Genomic DNA, 24,718 nt, shown 5'->3' with positions numbered 1-24,718 from the left:
TCTCCTATATGGCAAAAAAGCCATGTTTTTTATCCACTGACCTCTGTGATCTTCGGTATGAGTTACAGAAACTCTCTGTTGACTAAATCTTCTTCTACGAAAATCAAATCTATTCTTCTTATCTCTAGTATCCTAACCACCATTTGTTTATTTGGATTTCTCTCTTTACTAATGGGACCACAAGATGGATTTCTTTCTAGAATGCCCCTCTATGTTTTCGGAACTTCTATTTCATTTGTGGTAGCCATAATTCTTTACGATGGACTCTTAAAAACAGGCCAATCTTCAATTCGTTCCGCATTTCTAATGGGATTTATAACTTTTATTTTTTTAGTTTCATTTGGAGAAGGAATTATATCTATCTTGGTGAATTCTAATCTCACATTAACCACGAAAAATCTATTCTATCTTCCTTCTTTAAGCTTATTTTTAACAGGCATCGGATACTGGATGTCCCTGCATAAATCTGATCTTATCTCTAAAAAATAATCAACGAATTTCATCAACTAATTCACCCGCCAAACCAAAATATCTCTGTGGTACTAGATCTTTTAATTCTTCCCGTACAACATCTTCTATTTCCAACCTGTCTACCATTCTATGCAATTCTTCCATAGTGATATTTTTCCCCCGGGTTTCGGACTTCAGAATTTCATACGCATCTTGATATCCCTCCCTGCGTAATATGGTCTGATATGCCTCTCCTAATATCTCTACATTTTCTGAAAGACTTTCAATCATCTTCTTTTCATCTGGTTCTATCTTGGCCAATCCCTCTTTTGTTTTACAATAACCCAATAAACAATGAGCAAACGCAGAGCCTATATTTCTCTTCACAGTCGAACTAATCAAATCCCGTTGTAATCTCGAAACTGTAATCGTTTCTGATAAAAATTTCAAGTCGCTATTTGCCTTTCCTAAATTTCCCTCTGCATTCTCAAATTCAATTGGGTTTACTTTATGTGGCATCGTAGATGACCCCGTTTCCGCTTCATTCTTGCGCAAAGTAATTTGTTTGTTTGAAATATACATCCACATATCTCGATTTAAATCTATTATTATCTGATTGACAATTTGTATCATTGAAAACAGAATAGCTAGGTCATCCCCCGGATTAATTTGAGTCGTCAATGGTATTTGTTTGAATCCTAATTTTCCCACCACTTTCTTTGAAACTTCTGGCCAATCTACTCCTGGAATTGCAACTACCTGGGCCGCATAATTTCCACTCGCTCCTGACATTTTCCCCACAAGTTCTCCCGTTGAATGTTCAATTTCCCTTTGCATTTGGTTCAATCGAGATGCATAAATAGCCATTTCCTTTCCGAAGGTAGTCGGAGTTGCTGGCTGCCCATGAGTTAGGGACAACATAGGCGTATCTCTCCATCCTATGGCAAGTTTTTCTATCTCATCTTTCACGGCATTTATAGCTGGAATTAGAATCTCTTCCATCGATCCTTTTACAAGAATTCGATAAGCAATATTGGTCACATCCTCACTAGTCAATCCAAAGTGTATCCATGGATGTATCTTCCCAGGTGTCTTCTCTCGCAAAAAATATTCTATTGCCTTTACATCATGATTCGTCGCTTTGTACTCTTTGTACCCTTTCCTTTCAATTTCTTTCACCATCCTTGCGTCGGATTCTCCAAAATCCACGTATACCTTGCGCAATGCTTTCATTTCTTCCTCTGATAATTCTAAAGAGATTTCTTCTTCTTCTGACAGAGAAATTAGATATTCGATTTCAACTTGCACACGCTCTCGCATAAGGGCTGCTTCCCCCATATATTCCCTTAGAGGAAATGTCTCAACTGCATAGCGCCCATCAATCGCTGATATGGCAAAAAGTGGGTCGTCCATAGTCTCCCCTTTGTTCTGCGCCCGTAAAAAAGACTCCAGTCTAATTTTCTCAATTGCTATGTTCACCAAAAAAGAATTATTCTTCATAAAATCTACCTCTCCATAGTGTAAAAAGCAAAAACGCAACGAATTTGGTACATCAAGCTTGCATTCTAGTATGGATTCCTCCCAAGATGATTTTCCCGCCTCTCTGATGATAAAAAACGATCACTATTGTGAATTACGTTATGGGGAAAATCCCCACCAAACTGCAGCTTTATATGCCGATCCTACCGTACAGGAGGCAAATGTTGTATCAGCACTACAGCTAAACCCTACTGCAAAAGAACTTTCTTATAATAATTACAACGATTCTGACGGGGCCCTCAACCTTATCAAAGAATTCAAACAACCCGCGGCAGCAATAATTAAACACGCAAACCCTGCCGGGTGCGCTGTCGCAAAAACCATTTCTGAAGCATATGCAAAGGCACTTTCAACCGATCCTATGAGTGCTTTCGGGGGGGTAGTTGCACTCAATCAAGAATGCGATGTAAAAACAGCAGAACAAATAGTATCCTCTTTCAAGGAAGTCGTAGTTGCCCCTTCTTATACTGAAGATTCATTGAATATTTTACGCACAAAGAAAAACCTACGAATATTATCTGTTGGAGAATTGAATTCTCCTTCTGTAACTTTAGTTGAAAAACCTATAGTTGGAGGGAGATTAATTCAACAAAGAGACCTGAGTTCACTATCCTCTAAAGACCTCCAAGTAGTTACAAAAATAGAACCAACCCCTGCCCAAATAGAAACTATGCTTTTCGCTTGGAAAGTAGTAAAACACGTTAAATCCAACGCCATAGTTTTTGCCACCGGAACCGAAACCGTGGGACTGGGAATGGGTCAGGTATCTAGGGTCGACGCCGTTAGGTTGGCATCTATTAAAGCAGTTGAACATTCCGAAAATAAAACTCCAAAAGGGGCTGTCATGGCATCAGATGCATTCTTCCCCTTCCCCGACGCATTGGAAAATGCAGCAGAAGCGGGAATTTCTGCAGTAATCCAACCCGGTGGATCCATAAACGACGATGCTGTCATCGATGCTGCAAATAATCTTGATATCTCCATGGTTTTTACAGGAACAAGATGTTTCAAACATGATTAATACATTCTTAATTTCAACGTGGTGAATTCAAAAAATGGAATATTTTGAAGCAATAAAGTTTTTATTTAATTTTCCACGTTCTAGAATAGGACCTGGGACTGATTCCACATCAAAGCTTCTGGATTACCTCGAAAACCCTCATATAGGAAATAAATATATCCACGTAACTGGATCAAATGGAAAAGGATCCACTTCTCGAATGATATCTTCAATTTTAATGGAATCAAATCTCAAAGTAGGACTTTATACCTCTCCTCATCTTTCTGATTTCCGCGAACGAATCCTCGTAAATGATCAACCCATTCCTCATCAATCCATTCGCGATTTTATTGATATTATCTCTCCCCACGCTACCTTTTGTGAATCCAACCCTCCACTTCCCACATTTTTCGAAGTTACAACTGCTCTGGCACTTTGGCATTTTAACAATGAAGATGTAGATGTTGCTGTAATAGAAGTTGGCATTGGTGGAAAACACGATGCAACTAGTGTTATCACTCCCATGTCTAGTGCCGTCACTAATGTTTCCCTCGAACACACAGATATATTGGGAAACACCGTAGAAGAAATAGCACGAGATAAAGCGGCAATCGCATCTAAAAATTCTCCTCTAGTTACTGCAGCAACAGGAGCCGCCCTCTCCGAAATCAAACGAGGCGTAAGTGACCTGTTACTTGTGGGTGAGTCTGGCGATTTTAAAGTCAAATATGAAGGTAGTTCTTCTTCAGAATCTTTTGTAGAAATAACCGCACCCAATTGGGCTATAAAAACAGAACTAGGACTCATTGGATCCCATCAAGCGATAAATGCAGGCATAGCCGCCGCAATATGCGATCAATCATTTGGCACAACCCCTCAAGATATTTCAACCGGCCTCAAAAATTCTTATTGGCCCGGTCGCTTTGAAATCTTTAGCCAAAACCCATTAATCATTCTAGACGGGGCCCACAATCCTGCTGGATGCATGGAACTTAGTAAAACACTATCTGAATTTGAATATCAAGACCTTTTCATAGTTTTCGGGGCTCTTGGGGACAAAGACCATGAAGGAATGATCTCTTCATTGCCCCTTCCTAAAAAAGTATTTGTAACAAAACCCAATATACCCCGTGCAGCAGAACTTCTCCCCCTTGTAGATCTATTCACAAAGAATGGATATCCTGCAATATCCTCTCCTTCTATTGATGTAGCCCTGAATCAGGCTATATCTTCTTCAAATGAAGTGGATTGTATCCTTGTAACTGGATCTTTATACACAATACGTGAAGCCCGTCAAAAGTGGGAAAATCATGTAATCAAAAAAGCAACACAATCTTCTTCTTCATATTCCCTAAAAACAAAAACTTATCCTGTATATGCTAGACAAATCCAGAAAGAATTCCTAAAACTTGGAGGCTCCTCCGAAATATTCCTCTTCGATAAACTTGAGGAAGAATTAACTGATATAATCCTTTCTGGTTCTCCCTCTCAATTCAAATCTTTACTTAATATAATTGAAGATGGAAAATTTCATTTCCCCACCCTTGTTTCTCAACTTTCCTCTGTGATTGACTCTCAAAATGTACCTATCAAATCCAATGGATTCCCCTGGGAAAATAGTACTATTTTGATGGGAATTTTAAACCTCACCCCTGATAGCTTCTATGATGGTGGAAACTATCGCACGAAAGATCAAGCAATAACTCACGCAATTTCCATGGTTGAATCTGGAGCAAACATCATCGATATAGGTGGTGAAAGCACTCGACCCGGTGCAGTTCCTATTTCTTCCAAAACAGAATTAAATAGAATCTTACCTGCCATTAAGAAACTATCCAAATCAAACGTGCTCCTCTCTGTTGATACAAGAAAAGCCAATGTAGCCGAGGCTGCAATAAACGCAGGCGCAAATATAATCAACGACGTTTCTGGCCTTTCGGATCCTCAAATGCGTTTCATCGCATCCGATTTTGATGTGCCTATTGTTTTAACACATAGCATCAATACACCAGTAGATCCCACTTGCATCATAAATTACAACGATGTTGTCGAAGAAATCATATCTCATCTTTCCAATCTAATCATCCGAACTGAAAATGCGGGGCTAGACCGTTCAAAAATAATCATTGATCCCGGAATTGGTTTTGGAAAAACACCCTTACAAAATTTTGAAATCCTTCGCCGTTTAGACGAATTCAAAACTCTAGGCTGCCCCATCCTCGTAGGTCACTCCCACAAGTCTCTATTTTCTTCTCTTAAACTCACTCAACATAATCGTTTATCTGCTACTATTGCAACTACTGCTATGGCAGTTTGCAACGGCGCCAACATAATTCGAGCCCACGACGTTTCGCAAAATCTTGATGCCATTCGAGTTGCAGAGGCGCTTAAAGAACTCCCATATCCGATTGATCTCTAACCAATCCACTCGATTTAACTCTTTTTGCATTCTCAATGAGTCCTATATATTTCTCTATAAAATTTTTTTCACTATATCCAAAATACCCATCTTCAATTTCTTTTCTAGGTAATTTTGCAGCTTCTCTAATAGTCTGATGCAACACTTCCCCTTCTGTTATTCTAAACCCCCTTTCTCTAGGTCTTATTAATTCATGAGCACTAGAATTCTCGTGATATTCTGCAATCCCCACACACCCGCAAGCAAGAGCTAGTAAAAAATCCTTGGGAAATCCACTCTTCACCGCCGTGTGCACACAAACATGTGCCCCCTTGAAAATTGCTATTTTCCTTTCTGTGGGAACTTCCCCCAAAAATTCTACCCTGCGTGAAATCCTTAAATCTTTTATTTGCCTCTCATAAAATTCCTTCATCTCACCCTCTCCAATTATTGCAGCTTTCCATTTCACATCACGAAGCTCTGCTAGGGCCAACAAAAAAGTCTCCAAGTTGCAATTTTTATCCAATACTTTGGAGTAAATAATATCTGCGACCTTCTCTTTCTTTGTATCCTTTATGGGTTTGATCTTGATTGGGTTTGGTAGCTTTTCAATCAGTTTCTCCTCACACCCCGCCTCTATCACACTCGTTTGAATCATTTCCGATGGGACTACTACTAGATCTGCTAAACCCATAATGAGTTCAGATTTTCTCTTACTTCCTTTTCCAATTTTAATTTGTTTGTAGAAATCCAATATAAGTGGTTTTCTCAAAAATAGACACGTAAATTTTGATCCCATTACCACTGCCCGTTCTGTCCCATCTGCAATTATCACATCTGGTTCATATTCTTTAATTTTTGAGGGTAGTTGTGCTGCAAATCTCCATTCAACATCTTCTATATTCTCTGATACTGCGTAATATCTCACCCCATTGTGTATTTTCTCCCTATCTTCCTCTTCCCACCACTTAAGACAATAAAAACTAACTGCATGCCCTTTTATAGCAAGCAATTCTGCCACCGTGTGCAATCTTTTTGCAGAACTCCCCCCTTCTTTGTGGATAGTCCGCCGCTCTACAATTGCGACTCGCATGTATATTTATTGAAGATCGAACTCAAAAATAACCATCGATCTGTATTCTCCGTTAAATAACTCCTGTTTTTTCTGCTACTATCTCTGCGTCTTTTTCCCCAATACCCTTCCCTAATATTGTATGTCTATCTCGTATTTCGTGCGCGGTCGATAGGGCCTTAATGATATTTTCTCTTGTGACCCCTAGTTCCTCGGCAGTCGTTGGGCACTCTAATTTTTTCAGCGTATCTTTTATTTTTCCCCATTCTCCCGATTCTCCAGAGTGGAGATATTCAGTCAATATGGTCCCTACCCCCACTTGATGCCCATGAAGTCTCTCCCCCTCCGCTACTCGATTCAGTTGGTGACTAAACAAATGTTCTCCCCCACTCGCCGGGTGGGAACTACCTGCAATACTCATTGCAACTCCTGATGACACAAGTGCTTTCATTACGATAAAAATTGACTTCTCCGATTTCTTCAGAATTAAATCCACATTCTGAATAAGCATCTCCGCTGTCATCTCGGATAATGCAGCTGCGTATTCTGAATATTCAGTTTCCCCCTGCAGTTTCGCCAACTTCCAGTCCTTCACTGCAGTGAAATTAGATATTATATCTGCGCATCCTGCACTGGTTAGTTTCCAGGGCGAACCCACTATAACTTTTGTATCTGCTATGATTGCAATTGGAGGTTTTGCAGTAATGCTATGTTGCACTTCCCCATCTGGTATTGAAGCCCTGCTACTTGCAATCCCATCATGACTAGCCACTGTAGGAACTGAAATAAATTCTTTGTGAAGCTCCCCACTGGCTATTTTTGCAATATCTATTGGCTTTCCACCTCCTACCCCTATCACAAAGCCAAAATCATCTTTGTTTAGCTCTCGTATGACTCTCTCGACTTCTTTCATTCCTTCTGATTTTACCACAACCATCTTGGGACTATATCCCCTCTCCTCAAAATCTCCTACAATCTCTGAACCTGCAACCATTTTTGGAGTTTTAGTAGTGATTATCAAAGGATCTCCTGATAAACGAAGTTCTTTCACTATGGGGGCCATTTCTGATAAAACCCCCTCTCCTAGTGAGACTATTCGAGGGAGCTGCTTCCAGGTAACTGTATTCGTCATATCCAGGTCCTATATTAACTTTACTTGTATCACTCAACTATTTACGTATTGAGTATTTTACTACGCAGCATCTGCCACGGCAACTGGGAGTGTTTTTCTAACATCTGCATCCGGCCATTTTCCAATAGCTTCCAAATAAGCTTCGGGCATAACTTTGACAAAAGACCTGCGTTCATTTTCCCAGGCTTCTAGTATACTCTTTGCTAGCCTTGATTCTGTATATGCCACATGATTTTGCAACAGACGTTTTATCATTTTTTCATCCGATTCTTCTAACACCACTGCGATATCACAAATCTCTGAATTACAATACTTATTCAATCGTGCCTCTGGATCATACACATACGCAATTCCTCCCGACATCCCCGCGGCAAAATTCTTTCCAGTTTCTCCTAGTACTACAACGACACCCCCTGTCATATACTCGCACCCGTGATCCCCGACCCCCTCAACCACTGCTTTTGCCCCTGAATTCCTCACTGCAAATCTTTCCCCAGCAAGACCATTTACGTACAACTCACCCTCCGTAGCTCCGTACAGTGCCACATTTCCTATGATGGTATTTTCTTCCGCAACGAACCCTGAATTTCCGGGAGTCCTAATTGCAATTTTCCCTCCTGATAATCCCTTCCCCACATAGTCATTTCCTATCCCTTCCATTAAGATTGTTATTCCCCGAGCTAGAAATGCACCGAAACTCTGCCCTGCTGTTCCTCTCGATTTAATTATTATGGTATCCTCTGGTAGGCCCCCTTCTCCATGCATTTTCGAGATTCTATTCGACAGAATAGTTCCAAAAGCCCGATTCGAAGTTTTTAGATCCAAATCACCTATTTCTACCGATTCTTTTTTGGATATTGCCCCTTCGCATTTCTCTATGACCTCCCAATCAATTGAATTCTCTACCAAATGAGTTTGTTGACGTGTCTTGTATCTATCCGTTCCAGTTATTCTAGCGATTAACGGAGACAAATCAAGAGTTTCAGCTTTAAAGCCCCTATCCACTTCCCGTTGCTGTAATAGATTCGCCCTCCCTATCATCTCCTCCATTTTTCTAAACCCAAGAGATGCCATAATCTCCCGTAAATCCCGTGCAATAAATTCCATATAGTTCATCACGTGTTCTGGTTCTCCCTTGAAACGATCACGAAGTTTTGGATCTTGCGTTGCAATTCCAACTGGGCAAGTATTATTGTGACATTGACGCGCCATTACACATCCACCTGCGACCAGACCACCGGTACCAAACACATATTCTTCTGCACCCAGCATGGCTGCTATGGCAACATCCCGCCCCGTTTTTATTCCTCCATCTACTGCAAGTTTTACTCTAGATCTCAATCCCGTAGCACAGAGCATTTGATTGGCTTCAGACAACCCCAATTCCCACGGAGATCCTGCATGTTTTATCGATGTTTTAGGACTCGCACCCGTACCTCCCGAATGCCCTGAAATATGTATCACATCCGCATTTGCCTTTGCCACTCCTGCAGCTATCTGACCTATCCCGGCCTCCGCAACCAATTTAACATTTATGTCTGCTTTTGGGTTAGAACATTTCAGATCATATATGAGCTGCTTCAAATCTTCAATTGAGTATATGTCGTGTTGGGGTGGCGGTGATATCAGCCCAACTCCTGGAACAGACCGACGAACCCTCGCGATCATCTCATTCACTTTGTGACCCGGCAATTGTCCACCTTCTCCTGGCTTTGATCCTTGGGCCATTTTTATCTGCAACTCATTTGCGGAAGCCAAATAGTATGAAGTAACTCCAAATCTCCCTGATGCAACTTGTTTCACCGAACATCCTCTTTCCGTACCAAAACGTTCTGGGGGTTCTCCCCCCTCACCAGTATTTGATTTTCCCCCTATTCGATTCATTCCAATCGCCGTATTTTCATGTGCTTCTTCGGACAGACTACCAAGTGACATGGCAGCAGATGAAAATCTTTGCACAATGGATGCTACTGATTCCACTTCTTCAATCAAAACCGGTTCCTTATTTGGCTTGAATTCCAAAAGCCCTCTCAATGTTTGAAAGTTCCCGTTCTGTTCATTAATGAGTTCTGCAAATTCTTGATATTTTGCATATTCTCCCGTTCGGACAGCTTGTTGTAAGCTGGAAATAGTTTTTGGGTTCCATTGATGATGAATTCCAGTCGTTCGAAATTCAAATTCCCCTTGTCTTTCCAGATCCAATCCACTACTAAACCCTGCCTGGTGCCTTTCCCTTATTTGTCCTTCAATTTCTTTTATCCCAATTCCTTCAATCCTATTCGCAGTACCTGTGAAATGTTCATCTATTAACTTAGAATTTAACCCAATTGATTCAAAAGTTTGAGCCCCCTTGTAACTCTCAATAGTTGAAATTCCTATCTTAGACATAACTTTGAGCAGTCCTTCTTCTAAAGCTTTTATGTACGCTTCAATTGATTCGTCTACACTACATCCCTCTGACCCATCCACTATACTTTCTATTGTCTGATAAGCCAAATACGGATTAATTGCTCCTGCCCCATGACCTATCAGTGTGGCCATCTGGTGAACGGTTCTAGGATCTCCTGACTCCACCACAATCCCAACACGCGTGCGTAATCCCTCCCGAACCAAGTGATGATGTACACTACTTACAGCTAGTAAACTTGGTATGGGAAATTTATTTTTATCTACATTTCTATCTGTTAATACAAGAATTTCCACTCCCGTTTTTACTTTTTCTACACATTCTCCTCGAATGCTTTCAAGCGATTTCTCTAGGTCTTCTCCATCATATGTAATCTCGACAGTCCCCACTTTCAGGCTGTGCCCTCCGTGTAGAATGGTGTTTACATCCCCATCTGTCAATATGGGACTCTTCAAAACCAATTGCTTCGCATGATCTTCTGATTCCTCCAATATATTTCGTTTATGCCCAATTCTAGTTTCTAAACTAAAGACTAAACTCTCTCTTATATTGTCCACAGGGGGGTTTGTCACCTGGGCAAATAATTGCCTAAAGTAGCTAGATAAAGGCCGATTAAACTCTGATAAAATCGCCAATGGTGTATCGTCCCCCATGGATCCAACAGGATCCTTCCCCGTTTCGAGCATGGGTTTGATCAGCCGGTCTAATTCATCGTATGTATACCCAAACGCAGCTTGATACGATCTTAGTTCCTTAATTGATCCTCTCGGTTTTGTACTTCTTTCTACCAACTCTTCTAATCTAATCTGCTTAGATTCTACCCATTTTTTATATTTTGAATCTGAAAATTCTTTTAATATTTCCTCTTCAGAATATATGCCTTTACCCGGCTCTGCTAAAAATAGTTGCCCCGGTCCTAGTCGACCTCTTCTGATTATTTTTTCTGGAGGCATATCCAAAACACCCGCCTCACTTGCCATGACAAGTATATTATCTGAAGTCACATCATATCTACAAGGCCTCAACCCATTTCTATCGAGAATCGCACCTACCCGTTCCCCATCTGTTGCAATAACTAGCGATGGACCGTCCCATGGTTCTACTAACGATGCATGAAACTTATACCAGTCTTTCCGTTCTTCATCTACTAAATTCGCATCCTCTTGCCAGGCGTCTGGAATTAACATTCTCAACGCATGAGGCAAACCCCTCCCTGTAGCTAATAATAATTCTAGAACATTATCTAATGAAGCACTATCTGATTGATTTCTATCCGCAATTATTGGCTTTAATCCCTCTATACGTTCTCCAAATTCAGGATGTTCCAAATCAGCTTCTCTGGCATTCATCCAATTTACATTTCCCTTAATGGTGTTGAATTCCCCATTGTGAATTAATCTACGATATGGGTGGGCCAAATTCCAAGAGCTACTAGTGTTAGTTGAAAACCGAATATGAATGAGGGCAAAACTAGTTTTTAAATTCTCATCTTTGAGGTCTTTGTAATACTCATCTATCTGATTCCCCCTAAGCAATCCTTTGTACACGATTATTCTTCGATCAAGGGAACAAATCCAAAAGCTCTCTTTTCCTTTTATGTTCGACATTTGGATTTCTTTTTCAATCATCCTACGTCCTATATATAATCTCCTGTCGAACTCTTCATCCGTGTGCCCTTTTCCTACAACAAATGGCTGGAATATTGCTGGTTCAGAATCCCTTACTGTTTGTGGGAGAATTCGATTGTCCGTTGGGACACCTCTCCAATATCTCACTTCTAGTCCCTGCTCTGATAGTTTCTCCTCAATTATGTTTTTCAAATTTATTATTTCCTTCCCCTCCTGTGGAAAAAAGACCAATCCAGTTCCATACTGACTTGGAATTTCGATAGGAATCACTTGTTTAAAGAACTCATGCGGGACCTGCAACATTATCCCTGCACCATCCCCTGCATCTTTTTCTATCCCAATAGCGCCCCTATGTATCATATTGGATAGCACTTCCATTCCCATTTCGACCACAGAGTGCCGCCTCCTCCCTCCTAGATCCATAACAGCCCCCACTCCGCAACTCGATCTTTCTTCTTTTGGATTTATCAGCAGAGCGGGCTCACAGCTCCTCGCTAAATTGGCCACCATATACAAATAATACCTGCCTTTCTATATAATTCTATTCCTATGATTATATATGTATATGTGTATCACATTAACATAATTAATGACATTATATCTTTTATCAGAATATTAATATTTTTTAGCAAAATAAACAATTTCTTTCGCATCACTTCCACACACCGAACATAAATCTCCTTTTTGCACCTTCCCCTCCATTTCCGACGGTATCATAACAATACTCGCTGCAATTTTTTCCTTAACTGTTTCTTCACACCCCTCTTCCCCACACCACGGCGTTTTTGCATATCCCCCTTGACTAGTCAATTTATCTACAAGCTCTACTTCGTTTGACACTTCGTGAATGTTCTCTTGGAGGCTATCAAAAGCACGTTGGTATAATTTCTCATAGATTTTCTCAAGGTGGGATCTCATCGCATCTTCGACACCTTCTATCTCAATCAAATGGCGTTCTCCATCCGGTCTATGTACCAATGTTATTGTTCTATTTTCTACCTCTTTCGGACCAATTTCAATTCTTATTGGTACCCCTTTTAATTCCCATTCATTAAATTTGAAACCCGGATTTTTCTCATCTCTGTCATCCAATTGGACCCTGAATTCTGACAATGCTTTTTGAATTTCTCTAGCATATTCCATAACTTCTTCCCGTTTATCGCCTTTCCAAATGGGGACAATAACTATTTGCTCCGGGGCAATGGCAGGTGGAAGTACCAAACCCTGGTCGTCCGAATGTGTCATTATGAGTGCTCCTATCGCTCTCCAGGAAAGCCCCCACGACGTTGTATGAACAAGCTGATTCTCTTCATTTTCATCCACATATCCGATTTCAAAAGCCTTTGAAAAAGTTGTCCCTAGGTAGTGACTTGTTCCCCCTTGAACTGATTTCCCATCTGGCATTAAAGCCTCCACTGTACTGGTCGTTTCTGCCCCTGGGAATTTGTCATGTTCTGGTTTTCTCCCCTTCAGTACGGGAATGGCCAATATTTCTCGATATAGTCTTTCATATTGATCCAATCGCTGAATGGTTTCTGCCCATGCATCATCTCGATTTTTGTGCGCAGTATGCCCTTCTTGCCAAAGAAATTCTTTCGTTCTAAAGAATGGTTTGGTTTCTGTGGCCTCCCATCTCACCACCGAACACCACTGATTCAATCTGAGTGGAAGATCTCTATGACTTCTTACCCAGCGCGCCATAAATGGGGCAATAATAGATTCAGAAGTAGGGCGAACAGCAAGTCTTTCTCCTAATTCTTCTTCCCCCCCATGTGTGACCCACGCCACTTCCGGATCAAAACCCGCGATAATTTCTTTTTCACGCTCAAGATATTTCTCGGGAATCAAAACCGGGAAATAGGCATTTTCAACTCCGGTTTCTCGAAACCATGAATCTAAATGAAAACGGATCGATTCCCATAGGGAGATTCCCCTTGGACGTACAATAATAAATCCTCCTACTGGGGAGTAATCAGCAATCTCGGCTTTCTTGACAACTTCTGCATACCATTCTCCTGGACTTTCATTTTTAGAATTGGAAATACCAAGCTCCTGTTCGCCTCTCATAGACACTCTTTCTACCTCATAAGAGTAACCCTTTCCGATTTTTCTGTTCTCCTCTGTTGAAAAAGTTTTTATAATCACCCGGTGTAAACATACCAGCGGATTTTACCCGTCTCCTATGTTGGGTAATATTCTATCTTTGGTTTTCTAGAGGGCTACTTACCACAGTGCTCAAGATGTCCAAGATTCCCCTGAAAGATTTCATAGCAATGAATGAAGTAGATAAAAAACTAGAATCCATCCACGAAAAAATTCTTGATATATTACCCGAAAACCTTTCCATTTCCTCGGTCAATTATGAAGGACCTGAGCTAGTCGTATATACCTCAGATCCCAAAAAATTCGCCGAAAGTGGTGATATTGTTCGAACCCTTGCCAGTAGTCTCCAAAAAAGAATCACAATCCGTCCTGATTTGGACTCCCTTCTTCCCCCTAAACAAACAGAAGAAATTATTCATAAAATCATACCCAAAGAAGCCAACGTGACTAGCCTTGATTTCCATGAAGATACTGGAGAAGTTTTAATTGAAGCAACTAGGCCTGGAATGGTCATTGGAAGACATGGGTCTACTATGCGCGAAATAACACAACAAATCGGATGGACGCCAGATGTTGTGCGAGCCCCTCCTATCGATTCCACTGTAGTTTCTAACGTTAGAAATTTCCTAAAACAACAGAGAAAAGAACGAAGATCCATTCTTGAAAGAGTAGGGCGCCATATTCACAGACCTAAAAAATCCTCTGATAAATGGGTCAGATTGACCACTCTGGGATGCTGCCAAGAAGTTGGACGAGCTAGTTTTTTACTTTCCACACCCGAGACACGAATTTTAATCGATTGTGGTGACAAACCAGGATCTGAAGATGAGTTTCCATATCTCCACGTATCAGAAGCTCTTGGAGCTGGAGCGAACTCTATAGATGCAGTAGTCCTCACTCACGCACATCTCGATCATTCTGCTTTCATACCTCTTCTTTTCCGTTATGGATACGATGGTCCAATTTACGCCACAGAACCCACTCGAGACCTCATGGGTCTCCTCACTCTTGATTATCTAGATGTTGCTGCCCAAGAAGGCAGGACGCCTCCTTACACGTCCGAAATGATCCGGGAAGCGATAAAACACACAATCACCATCCCCTATGGAAGTGTCACTGATATCGCACCTGATATAAAAGTAACTTTGCACAATGCCGGACATATTCTGGGATCTTCGATAGCCCATTTCCATATTGGGGATGGCCTATATAACATATGTTTTTCAGGGGACATACACTACCGTGGAACCCGTTTATTCAATGGAGCCGTAACCGATTTCCCACGGGTCGAAACTCTGATACTTGAATCTACTTACGGTGGGAGGAATGATTATCAAACTGATCAAAAACAAGCCGAACAAAATCTTATTGAAATAGTCAAAACAACCACGGAAAACGGAGGAAAAGTCATCATTCCCGCCTTTGCGGTGGGACGATCTCAAGAGATTATGCTAGTATTGGAGGAGGCAATGCGAACAGGAGAACTCTCTGAGCTCCCTGTTTATCTTGATGGAATGATTTGGGAAGCAACAGCCATACATGCCGCCTATCCTGAATATCTTCGAGACGATCTAAGAAAGCGAATTTTCTACGACGATGAGAATCCATTCCTTGCACCTCAATTTCATCACATAGAACGTGGAGATGAACAACGTCAGGAAATCAAAGATGAAGGTCCCTGCGTTATCATATCTACAAGTGGGATGATAACCGGAGGTCCGATTATGTCTTGGTTAGAGCATTTAGGCAACGATCCTGACAATACGCTTATCTTTGTTGGATATCAGGCACACGGAACGCTCGGACGTAGAATTCAATCTGGCTGGGAAGAAATCCCAGTTTCTGGTTCTGGAGGACGAACGAGAACACTCAAATTAAAGTTCAATGTTGAGACTGTTGATGGATTTTCTGGACACGCCGACCGCCAAGGACTTTTAGATTTTGTCAAGTCAATGCACCCTCGCCCCGAAAAAGTTCTATGTGTGCATGGAGACGAAAGATCCACTCGGGATCTCTCATCTGCCCTTTACCGCCAGTTTAATATAAGAACATTCGCTCCCAAAAATCTTGAAACATTCCGATTCGTTTAGTATCTCCCCTCTATTCTCTACACAAATCTATACGCTTCCCCATTTTCCCCTAAAATAGGTCAGCACTTCCGCCTCCGATCGTAGAAGTTTCGCATCTTTTACTTTACCCATATATACTGTGTGATCTCCCTCTTCGACATTATCATATAGTGAACAATCTACATATGCAATCGAATTTTCAAAATACAACGATCCTGTTGGCAATACTTTCGTGATACTCTCCTCAAATGGATTTTCTTCAGCTTCTCCCATGTTCGCAAAATACTCCCCAATCCATTTTTGATCCGCTGCAAGTATATTGATACAAAAAGTGTCATTCATACCTTCTTTTAATCTTTTATAAGCCTCTGAATTATGGTCAAGACAAATTGATATCAAGGTTGGCTCTAGAGATACACTAGTAAACGAATTAACAGTAATCCCATGCGGAGGATCTCCTGGCAGTGTCACTACCGTTACACCCGCAATGAAATTCCCCATTACACCGCGAAAATCTTTTATATCCATGTTATTTATGTTGTTTTCCATAGACTATATGTCCTCTCATATCCCTCAAATCCCCATCTAGTAAACATCAAGTCAAATCCCCTCCAAAATTCAGTCGTGTCTATAGATTCTACTAATGTCCCTGAGGAATCTCTTCTTCGAGGTTATACTGGTAAAATCTCTCTTCTATTAGCATTCGGATGGCTCATGATAATGTCTGGGAGATCCCTCCTCCCCGCTCTACTTCCTCTAATCTCTATTGAACTATCATTGACTCCTGACAAAGCAGGGTTTGCCCTAACAGTCGTTTGGTTATTCTATTCTATAGCACAGTATCCCGGGGGACGATTTTCAGATCAATTATCCAGAAAAACAGTTCTAGTATTTAGCCTATGTGCATTGGTTCTTGGACTTGCCCTCTTAACCCAAACACAATCATATCTCCAATTCCTTGCCGCAGGCGCTCTTCTCGGCGTGGGGGCTGGTGGATATTTCTGCCCCACACGTGCCCTTCTTTCTGATTTTTATTCGAAAAAACGTGGTCAGGCATTTGGAATTCAAGTTGCTTCTGGAAGGACCGGAAGCGCCGTTGCAGCGTTATTTGGTGGAGTAGCTCTCGGTGGGGTAGCAATACTTGGAGGGCCATTTTGGAGAGAAGCATTTTTCCCTGTAATACTACTGCTAATATGTGTAATTTTCTTATTACATAAATGGAGTAAAGAACCCTATAAATTCAGTCGAGTAAGCTTGGACCTCGGAAGCACTGGCTCTCGTGTATTCCGTAATAAAAAAATTAGACTAATTCTAATTGCTTATATTTTCTTTGCCATAACTAGCCAAGCATTTTCCTCTTTTCTTCCCACTTTCTTATTAATCGAACGTGGATTCTCAACTACCCTTACAAGTATCGGATTTGCAACATTATTCCTCGTCGGTGTTCCTTCCACCCTACTTGGTGGATTCATCGGGGATAGATTTTCAAGAATGTATGTCACAATAGCTGCACTCTTCATCGGTGCCATCGGCCTAATCATACTCCTCCTTTTCGAGTCACCCGCTTTGGTAATTTTTGGAATCATTGTATATGCACTTGGAACCTGGGCATTTCCCCCTGTAATGCAATCCTATCTATTCGAACTTTTCCCCGAGGACACGGTGGGAGGCGATTTCGGCGCTCTTAAAACAATCTACACCGGAGTTGGTAGTTTTGGATCTACCTATGTTGGCATAGTAGCCGCATATTATGGTAGTTATGGGTTAGCGTTTGTAGGGCTCATAGTTGCATTGCTGTTAGGATCTTCTATTTTATTTTCCATCAGCCGTTCGAAGCTCTAATATTTCCATTCCGTTGTAATTTCTAGTAGCTGAACCAAAATACGTGCTGTAGCTCCCCATATGGTGTCTTCTTCTATGTAGAAATAAGGCAGCAATATAGTTTCTTTACCATTTGTGTGTTCCTTCCATTCAAAACAATCTCCGGCAATTAAAGCTTCAATTGGATATCTCACGATCTCTGCAACTTCTTCCTCATTCCTATCATATTCTCTATCTGGTATCCTTGCAACAAATGGGGTTATAGTGTATTTTGTAATCGTTTCGCATTCATTGAGCTGGCCAATAAACTCGATTTCATGTGCCTGTATACCTATCTCTTCTCCCGCTTCCCGGATTGCTGTTCTTTTTAATATTTTATCTTTCTGCTCATACCTTCCCCCTGGAAAACTCATTTGCCCCGGATGTTCATCAAGCCAATCGGTTCTCTTTGTAAATAGTATCTCTTCTTTTTTCTCTCCTAAAATTAATGGAACAACTACTGCAGCCCTTGAATTTCCTTTTACTCCCAGCCCCTTCGGCACCGCGCGACTTATTTTTTCAGTATCCATTTCCCCGAATCATTCCTCAATATTTCCCCTATTGTCTATTATTCTTTCCAGTTTCTTTCGAATACCATCAACGTCTACCCCTGCCCAAATCTCTAAATCGTAACACACATTTAGCAAACTTTCTATCTGATTTCTATCTTTTTCAAAAATCGCTATTTCAACTTCTTTGCCTATCCTTTCCACAACACTTTTTTCCACTTCTTCTCTATTTATCTCCCGTTCTCCCACTAAAATAAGGTGAGGTAAATCTTCCCCACCTTCTGGAAGCTCGGGCAAAGCAGATGGGCCCGCCACCAGTAGCCCCTGATCCACCAATTCTACTAGATAATATTTTTCAATAGCCTCGTCAATACGAAAGTTCAACCCCTTGATATCTACACCATCACCCATCCGGGCGCCAATATCTTGGAACCCTCCTATCAATTCTTCCCGCGACAAACCTCCGAACAAATCCACCGCACCTACAAGCTCATCTAGTGTTGGGTCCATTTTTCAATCCTTTTACTCCCCACTCAAATCCACATCTTCTAAGGATGCTCTTTTTATATCTTTCATTTGTATTCCAAGCTCTTCCCAAGATGCTATTCGAGTATCCCCCCTTGGGGCCTTAATCGACTCTTTGTATTCTTCAACCTGGGCACATTCCTCTTGCGCATCATACTCCAACCCATTGAATTTCGCATCCAATTCATATTGGCGAATAAATTCACTTGCCATAGATTCATACGCCTTACGAGCCACGTCATATTTCACTTTCACCCCCTCTCTTCGAAGTATGCCGAACAATGCGTCACTCACTTCTAGACTCATTTCAGCTAACCCATTTGGACCACTTTTTTCTCTGTGAAAATGTTCGTATATGCCCAAATCTACCTGGGCTGTGGACTCAAAACCCGCAAAATTAAAGGCTTCTCCTAGAAGTCCCACTTCCAGACCAAAACCCCGTTCCATTTTGATTCTCTTTATCTCTTGAGATCTGATGCCAAACTCCCCTGATAATCCGTATCTAAATACATCTAGATATCTTAAAATTGGAGTATCATATAGGTCTCTAAGAGACCTTACCAGAGGTGCATAAAACAATCTACAAAGACGACCATATAATCTGTCATTTTCTATTCTAGCATAATATCCTTTCACAAATTTATTTCCTTCAGTTAAGGGGAAAAGTAGCCTAGAAATATCCTCTCCCACATATGTTTTCCTGTCAACATCATGGCATACTATGAATTCTCCATATTCACTAGCCAATCCAAGAGCGAGCCAAATATCATGGCCCTTTCCATTTCTCCCCTCTAATCCTTTCTTCCTCAACGTTTCTGTCATTCGATTTCCATTACACCAAAGCATCTTCACATCTAGATTAAATTCATTCAACCACTCCTCTATGTCTCTCACACTTTGCTCCTCGCATCGCAATGCCACAATTACCTTTTCAGGTCCAATACGTTCTATTTCCGAGAAGGTCCATTCGGTCGCATCCAAGCGAAAATCCCTTTCCAACATCGGGACCACCACCACCACGTCCTCCATTGAACATTCTGGATTTTTTTCAGTTAGTTTATGAAGTGTAGTTACCTCACCCGGAACATAGTCCATTAATTGTTCTCACTTTAGTCTGGTACCACAAAACTTACTCGACTTATTATTGCATTTCGCCGGTCATCGCAGTGAACAAACGTTCTGGAAGCTCCTTGCAATATTCACGATTCTGCTTTTTCGTCTTTGCCGTTATTTGACCGGCACCCGCTTTGGGTTTTCCCCCTGCATCTGCCTCTGGTATATCAACAAGGGCAGCCTGTAATGTATCTCCCATGTGAACTCGGTCGTCTCTAGATCTACCTTTAATATGTGTTGTAGTACCCTTGTATCCATACACCACCACGGCTGTGGTTCCCTCTAGCCCTAGCAATTCATCTGCCGCTTGGGATAACGCATCCACGTTAGACACCTCTCCTACATTACTAATCACAAATGGACCTCTTGACTCTCGTTTTAGAATAGAAGATGCAATAATATCAAGCACTTCTGCATCTATTTCTGGATTTGCTATCCTATCCAAACTATCCTCATCAATCCCCTCGTAAAGATAAGCACTTGCAGCAAACTCCGCTTCTGATGCACCTTTCGTAAAATTCTTCGTATCTGTTAATATTCCAAATAATAACCCCGTGGCAACTCTCCTTGGAAGGTCAATTCTACCTATTTTGGGTTGGATAATTCTCCCTGCTACTGCTCCTAAGTCTGAAAAATATTCTGTAACGATGGAAGAGCATGATCCATACTCCGGACGGATATCTGTAAATCCCACGCCCTTCCCCTCTCCGGGGTGGTGGTCTATCACGGCGTATGGTATCAGCTTTTCTGCCCCCGGAAATCCTCTTGCAACATTGTGATCCACTAGAAAAATAGCCCCTCCTGCTATATCTTCGTCAGATTCTATTTTCTCCATTGAAGTCCCCAACACCGTTTTAAATGCCCTATTTTCTTGGTGCCTTATTTCTCCTGGATATTGTATCGTCGTCGCAACCCCCATGGATTCTGCTATATGCGCAATTCCTATCGCAGAAGCCATCGCATCAGGATCTGGATTGGAATGAGTTAGTATTACAATTCTTTCTAGTGTACTGAGTTTCTTTTTCAAAACCCGACCATTGGGACGTTTTCCTATATACTTAACTAATAAGATTATCAATAGGGCCACAACAGCCATTATAGCAACTATGATCTCTATCCCTGCTGTTTCATATACTAATTCAGCTACAGTGGTGAAATTTTGCAGGACGGACGACGTTAAATTTATAAAAACTTCTCTAATCATGTGGTATTTTCTCTAATACAAAGAGTTTCTTGCGTACTTATCCTTCCATTCTCACCCTACTAGATTAAACTTTCTCCATCAAACACGGCTGGATCATGCTCTATTCCCATTAATCCCAAGATTGTTGGGGCTATGTTATATAAATTTGACCCCTCTATTACCATTCCGGGTCTATCTATGATCAATAACGCATTTTCAAACGTATGCATGCCATTTCTAGGCCCTTTTCCAAACACATCTTCCCTTTCTCCAAAACCCGCTTTCAGATCAAAACCATCATTCGGCAGTGCCACCAAATCCGGAGCAATTCCCACATGGTCTCCTGTAAAAACCTCTTCACTTTTTTCAACACTTTTTATGACCTTTCCCCCTTCTGGTCCTTCTACCTCTAGTAACATTTCTTTCAGTTCTTCACGTACATTTTCATAATCTTCTAGCTTAATCTCGCCATTTGGCTCTCTGCCTTTCAAATTTATATAAAATCTACCCGGTATCAGTGAGTATGCTTTGGACCCCAAAGAAACATCCTCCAAGTTATTTTTCCTATTTTCTCTATATTTTACCCAACCTAATCTCTGAAGCCACTCATTCGCATGGAATTCATATATCAATTCCGTAAAACCATGATCAGAAGCTATCATCATTGTTACATCTTCTGCTAACATTTCTTTCAGTTTGCCTATGTATTCATCCAATATTCTATAAAATCCAAGAAATTCTTCAAAATATTCTCCCCCTTGCTTATAATCTCCATATAAAAAGTGGTTCACCCGATCTGTCGTCATGAACACTCCAAAAAATAGATCCCAATCATCCTTTTCAATAAAATACTCGAACGCTTCAAAACGCTTCTCCAGCGTAAACAAAGCATCCTGTAAAAATGCTGTTTTATCTTCTTCATGACCCAATCTCGAATCAACATCAATTCTATATCCCATCGACATTAAATATTCTTTTACCTCTTGTGGTTTTGCTGCACTCTCCACTGAAGTAGACAAAAAACCAGAAACCATCCGTTGCACTCCACCCCTTGGGGGATATGTTACAGGAACATTCATCACGGTTGCCTTTTTTCCCATTTCTGCAATCAATTCCCACACACGCTTGGACTTCACATCCTCCCCCATTGGAATATATGTCTCGTGACTTCCAATCTTCCTTTCCTGGAACCCATAGACCCCTGTCGATCCTGGATTCTTTCCGGTCGTGATGCTAGGCCAGCAGGCACTAGACTCTGGAGGGACTATACTTCTAATCGAACCTGAAGACCCTTGCCTCGAGATGGCTGTTAGATTCTGAAACACGTCCGGATTCTCCACTACAAGAGAATGCGGGACGCCATCAATCCCAATAAATGCTACCCTTGGGCCATCTTCTCTGCGCAAACGGTCAAATAATCCCATAAACCTAATGTTCTCGTCTACTTAGGTATATCTCGACTTTGAAAAACCCTGTCTTTTTCAACTAAATTTCTCCAAATATAGTCCAATTCCTTTATTAATGGCTTCAATAGCCGACGATTTACCTTCCCATCCTAATACCTTGACAGTCTTCCCCGGCTCAAGATTTTTATACGTTTTAAAGAATTCATCTATCTCATCTTGTATCTGCTTTGGGATGTCTCCGATGTCTTCTATATGGTCAAAACGGGGATCATCTACTGGAACTGCTATCACCTTGTCATCTATTTCCCCACTGTCATCCATTTTCATCAATGCAACCGGTCGTGCACTAACGACACACCCTGGGAATGTATGATCTTCTACTAACACCAGTATGTCTAGTGGATCTTCATCTTCATACCAAGTTTTTGGAATAAATCCATAATCCCCTGGGTAGTGTACATTTGAGTGTAATACCCGATCAAGAAAAATGGCCGAAGAGTCCTTCTCGTATTCATATTTATTCCGCTCACCTTTGACACACTCTACCACTGCGTATACCTCTTCAGGTGGATTTTTCCCTATATCTAAGTCTTTCCATAGATTTCCCATGGTCATTAGATATAGAAGCAGGCAAAAAGATGTTACTATACAATTTTTTGTTTAAACCACTACTTACTACCCGAATGTTAAAGTTATCTTAATTCCTACTCTAAATGTGTCCCTCGATAAACATCTCGAGGGTTTCGAACCCCCTTTGGAAGACAAACGTAAGAAACTCGCACAGGAAAAATCCTACGCCATCTTAAACCACATAAAAGATACACGGAAACTATTCGATTCCTTTACACCGAAAAAGAACTTATTTGGGAGCACCTCACCATCTGTTTTCGTAGGGCGATCAAATTACCCCGATGTTTCGACAGGAATTCTTGCCCCATTGGATCCCGATTCCGATGCCTCTGATTTCGCCACCAGTAGTGACTGGTATCATAAAAATCTTCAAATTGAAGATATTCTTCAATACAGGATAGGACTGCTTAACTCGAATCGATCAACTCCTGTCAATGTTTATGATGTTTGGAATGGGTTTGTAGGGGTACAACGGGAAGTAGCTATTTCTGCACGGCCTGTCGATATAGAACTTTCACTAGTGAATAAACCAAAACTAGATTTTTCACCTAATAATATAACTGCAGCAATAGGATTCCAAGCAGATGTAGAATCTGCACGAATCGTAGACAATCCTAAAGTTCCAAAACCTGTCGAAACAACCCTCTCCGACGACGACCTGGATGCCAGAGGTGCTATCTCCTTTCTCTATAAAAAGGGCATAGACGTCTATGATATCCATAGAATTTTTTCTGTCGGGGCCATTGGCCTACGCGACCAACGGCGTTTAGTTCCCACAAGATGGTCCATCACCGCAGTAGATGATATGGTCGGTAAACTTTTGCATAAACAAGTACTCGCCCACCCCAACATCGATGGAGTCACCGTTTGGAGAAATAACTATATTGGGAATGCATATTGGATTTTCTTGATCCCTGGAACTTGGGAATTTGAGTTAATAGAAATAAAGTCACCCGGTAGTATTTGGAATCCTAGTCAATCAAACCAAATTTGGATTTCTAGTGAATACGAAGGGTATGGAGGGCGGACTTCTTATGCAAAAGAAACTGCAGGTGCCTATTACGCCGCACGATTAGGAGTTCTAGAACACCTACTCTCAATAAAAAAACAATGTAAATGTCTCGTCATCAGGGAGGTTTCTGATGCCTATTGGGCTCCAGTTGGCGTTTGGCAAATCCGAGAGAGTATTAGAAATGCTTTCAAAGAAGAACCCTATCATTTCGATAATTTTCACACTGCACTAATTCAAATCTCGAATTCCCTCTCCCTCCCCATACATGATTTGAAATCTAAATCTACGATACTAACTGGAATCCAGTCAAAACTAGCTGATTTCTCACCCACCTCTTAACTCAGTTCAATTCAATTATTTATTTTCCATTTCATTCCGAAACTGAAATAGTCCCTTTCCCTATTTGCTTTTCGAGAATTTCCACAAACATCTGCCGCTTAGAGAAGTACGTTGTATCTACTTGCTCTAGTAAATCTTCCAATTTTCTTGCACCATTAGGCGTCCTAATAAGTTCTTCCCCCTCCTTTCGCACAATTTCACTTTTCTCTTGTGGCCACGTCAATCTAGATGCGATTCTTTCGATAGGAGCCCCCTCTACTGTACCATCCACATCAAGTTTCATATCAACAAAACTAGATTCTTCTTCTATTTCCTCTTTGGTTTTCTTCTTAGTCATACTACT

18 protein-coding genes and 1 pseudogene are annotated in these 24,718 nt (G+C 41.1%); 6 read left to right on the top strand and 13 right to left on the bottom strand.

Going from position 1 to position 24,718, the window contains the following annotated elements; genetic code table 11:
* Positions 1-57: 57 nt before the first annotated feature.
* Positions 58-489 carry a hypothetical protein gene (locus ACM9H2_RS02765; RefSeq protein WP_415487954.1) on the top strand — a complete coding sequence of 144 codons (432 nt, stop codon included), beginning with the start codon at positions 58-60 and terminating at the stop codon, positions 487-489.
* Here the strand turns inward: ACM9H2_RS02765 and purB are convergent, their stop codons facing one another.
* Complete coding sequence (gene purB, locus ACM9H2_RS02760; protein WP_415488112.1) at positions 490-1,863, bottom strand: adenylosuccinate lyase; 1,374 nt, start codon at positions 1,861-1,863, stop codon at positions 490-492.
* Positions 1,864-2,002: 139 nt separating this feature from the next.
* Here purB and purH point away from each other — a divergent pair.
* Positions 2,003-3,010, top strand: a pseudogene (gene purH / locus ACM9H2_RS02755) (bifunctional phosphoribosylaminoimidazolecarboxamide formyltransferase/IMP cyclohydrolase); the annotation flags it as partial.
* A gap of 34 nt (positions 3,011-3,044) precedes the next feature.
* Positions 3,045-5,408: a dihydropteroate synthase gene (folP, locus tag ACM9H2_RS02750; RefSeq protein ID WP_415487952.1), complete on the top strand. Its 2,364-nt coding sequence runs from the start codon at positions 3,045-3,047 to the stop codon at positions 5,406-5,408.
* Here the strand turns inward: folP and ACM9H2_RS02745 are convergent.
* From ACM9H2_RS02745 to proS, 4 genes are all read right to left on the bottom strand, one after another.
* Positions 5,377-6,480 (bottom strand): glycosyltransferase family 4 protein, encoded by a 1,104-nt coding sequence (locus ACM9H2_RS02745; RefSeq protein WP_415487950.1) that lies wholly within the window; start codon positions 6,478-6,480, stop codon positions 5,377-5,379. The two genes, folP and ACM9H2_RS02745, sit on opposite strands and share 32 nt — an antisense overlap.
* Before the next feature lie 52 nt (positions 6,481-6,532).
* The gene (locus ACM9H2_RS02740) at positions 6,533-7,591 is read right to left on the bottom strand and encodes an NAD(P)-dependent glycerol-1-phosphate dehydrogenase (protein WP_415487948.1); all 1,059 of its coding nucleotides are present in this window, start codon (positions 7,589-7,591) and stop codon (positions 6,533-6,535) included.
* Positions 7,592-7,651: 60 nt separating this feature from the next.
* Positions 7,652-12,136 (bottom strand): glutamate synthase large subunit, encoded by a 4,485-nt coding sequence (gltB, locus tag ACM9H2_RS02735; protein ID WP_415487946.1) that lies wholly within the window; start codon positions 12,134-12,136, stop codon positions 7,652-7,654.
* 105 nt (positions 12,137-12,241) lie between these two features.
* The gene (proS, locus tag ACM9H2_RS02730) at positions 12,242-13,693 is read right to left on the bottom strand and encodes a proline--tRNA ligase (RefSeq protein WP_415487944.1); all 1,452 of its coding nucleotides are present in this window, start codon (positions 13,691-13,693) and stop codon (positions 12,242-12,244) included.
* Between the two features lie 206 nt (positions 13,694-13,899).
* Between proS and ACM9H2_RS02725 the strand changes: the two genes are divergently transcribed.
* The gene (locus tag ACM9H2_RS02725; RefSeq protein WP_415488110.1) at positions 13,900-15,819 is read left to right on the top strand and encodes a beta-CASP ribonuclease aCPSF1; all 1,920 of its coding nucleotides are present in this window, start codon (positions 13,900-13,902) and stop codon (positions 15,817-15,819) included.
* A gap of 27 nt (positions 15,820-15,846) precedes the next feature.
* Here the strand turns inward: ACM9H2_RS02725 and ACM9H2_RS02720 are convergent, their stop codons facing one another.
* Entirely contained in the window at positions 15,847-16,347 is a 501-nt protein-coding gene (locus ACM9H2_RS02720; protein WP_415487942.1) for a flavin reductase family protein, read from the bottom strand.
* Positions 16,348-16,422: 75 nt separating this feature from the next.
* Here ACM9H2_RS02720 and ACM9H2_RS02715 point away from each other — a divergent pair, with 75 nt between their 5' ends.
* A complete protein-coding gene (locus tag ACM9H2_RS02715) occupies positions 16,423-17,640 on the top strand; it encodes an MFS transporter (RefSeq protein ID WP_415487940.1) in 1,218 nt (405 codons plus the stop codon).
* Here ACM9H2_RS02715 and ACM9H2_RS02710 read toward each other — a convergent pair.
* The 6 genes from ACM9H2_RS02710 to ACM9H2_RS02685 are packed head-to-tail and all read right to left on the bottom strand — an operon-like array spanning position 17,637 to position 23,003.
* Positions 17,637-18,188 (bottom strand): NUDIX hydrolase, encoded by a 552-nt coding sequence (locus tag ACM9H2_RS02710; protein WP_415487938.1) that lies wholly within the window; start codon positions 18,186-18,188, stop codon positions 17,637-17,639. The two genes, ACM9H2_RS02715 and ACM9H2_RS02710, sit on opposite strands and share 4 nt — an antisense overlap.
* 9 nt (positions 18,189-18,197) lie before the next feature.
* Positions 18,198-18,677, bottom strand: a complete 480-nt coding sequence (locus tag ACM9H2_RS02705) for a hypothetical protein (protein ID WP_415487936.1) — start codon at positions 18,675-18,677, stop codon at positions 18,198-18,200.
* 12 nt (positions 18,678-18,689) lie between these two features.
* Positions 18,690-19,787 carry a glycosyl transferase family 2 gene (locus ACM9H2_RS02700; RefSeq protein ID WP_415487934.1) on the bottom strand — a complete coding sequence of 366 codons (1,098 nt, stop codon included), beginning with the start codon at positions 19,785-19,787 and terminating at the stop codon, positions 18,690-18,692.
* A 46-nt stretch (positions 19,788-19,833) separates the two neighbouring features.
* Complete coding sequence (locus ACM9H2_RS02695) at positions 19,834-21,009, bottom strand: DHH family phosphoesterase (protein ID WP_415487932.1); 1,176 nt, start codon at positions 21,007-21,009, stop codon at positions 19,834-19,836.
* A 59-nt stretch (positions 21,010-21,068) separates the two neighbouring features.
* Positions 21,069-22,412, bottom strand: a complete 1,344-nt coding sequence (locus ACM9H2_RS02690; protein ID WP_415487930.1) for an alkaline phosphatase family protein — start codon at positions 22,410-22,412, stop codon at positions 21,069-21,071.
* A gap of 57 nt (positions 22,413-22,469) precedes the next feature.
* Positions 22,470-23,003 (bottom strand): inorganic diphosphatase, encoded by a 534-nt coding sequence (locus ACM9H2_RS02685; protein ID WP_415487928.1) that lies wholly within the window; start codon positions 23,001-23,003, stop codon positions 22,470-22,472.
* A gap of 106 nt (positions 23,004-23,109) precedes the next feature.
* Here ACM9H2_RS02685 and ACM9H2_RS02680 point away from each other — a divergent pair, with 106 nt between their 5' ends.
* The gene (locus ACM9H2_RS02680) at positions 23,110-24,375 is read left to right on the top strand and encodes a hypothetical protein (RefSeq protein ID WP_415487926.1); all 1,266 of its coding nucleotides are present in this window, start codon (positions 23,110-23,112) and stop codon (positions 24,373-24,375) included.
* Between the two features lie 31 nt (positions 24,376-24,406).
* On the opposite strand, the gene ACM9H2_RS02675 is transcribed toward ACM9H2_RS02680, so the two are convergent.
* Positions 24,407-24,712, bottom strand: a complete 306-nt coding sequence (locus ACM9H2_RS02675) for a DUF5789 family protein (protein ID WP_415487924.1) — start codon at positions 24,710-24,712, stop codon at positions 24,407-24,409.
* Positions 24,713-24,718: the final 6 nt, after the last annotated feature.

The organism is Candidatus Hikarchaeum yamanae (assembly GCF_009889665.1).
Lineage (GTDB): Archaea > Halobacteriota > Halobacteria > Halobacteriales > Hikarchaeaceae > Hikarchaeum > Hikarchaeum yamanae.
This window is presented reverse-complemented; position numbering and strand designations above follow the sequence as displayed.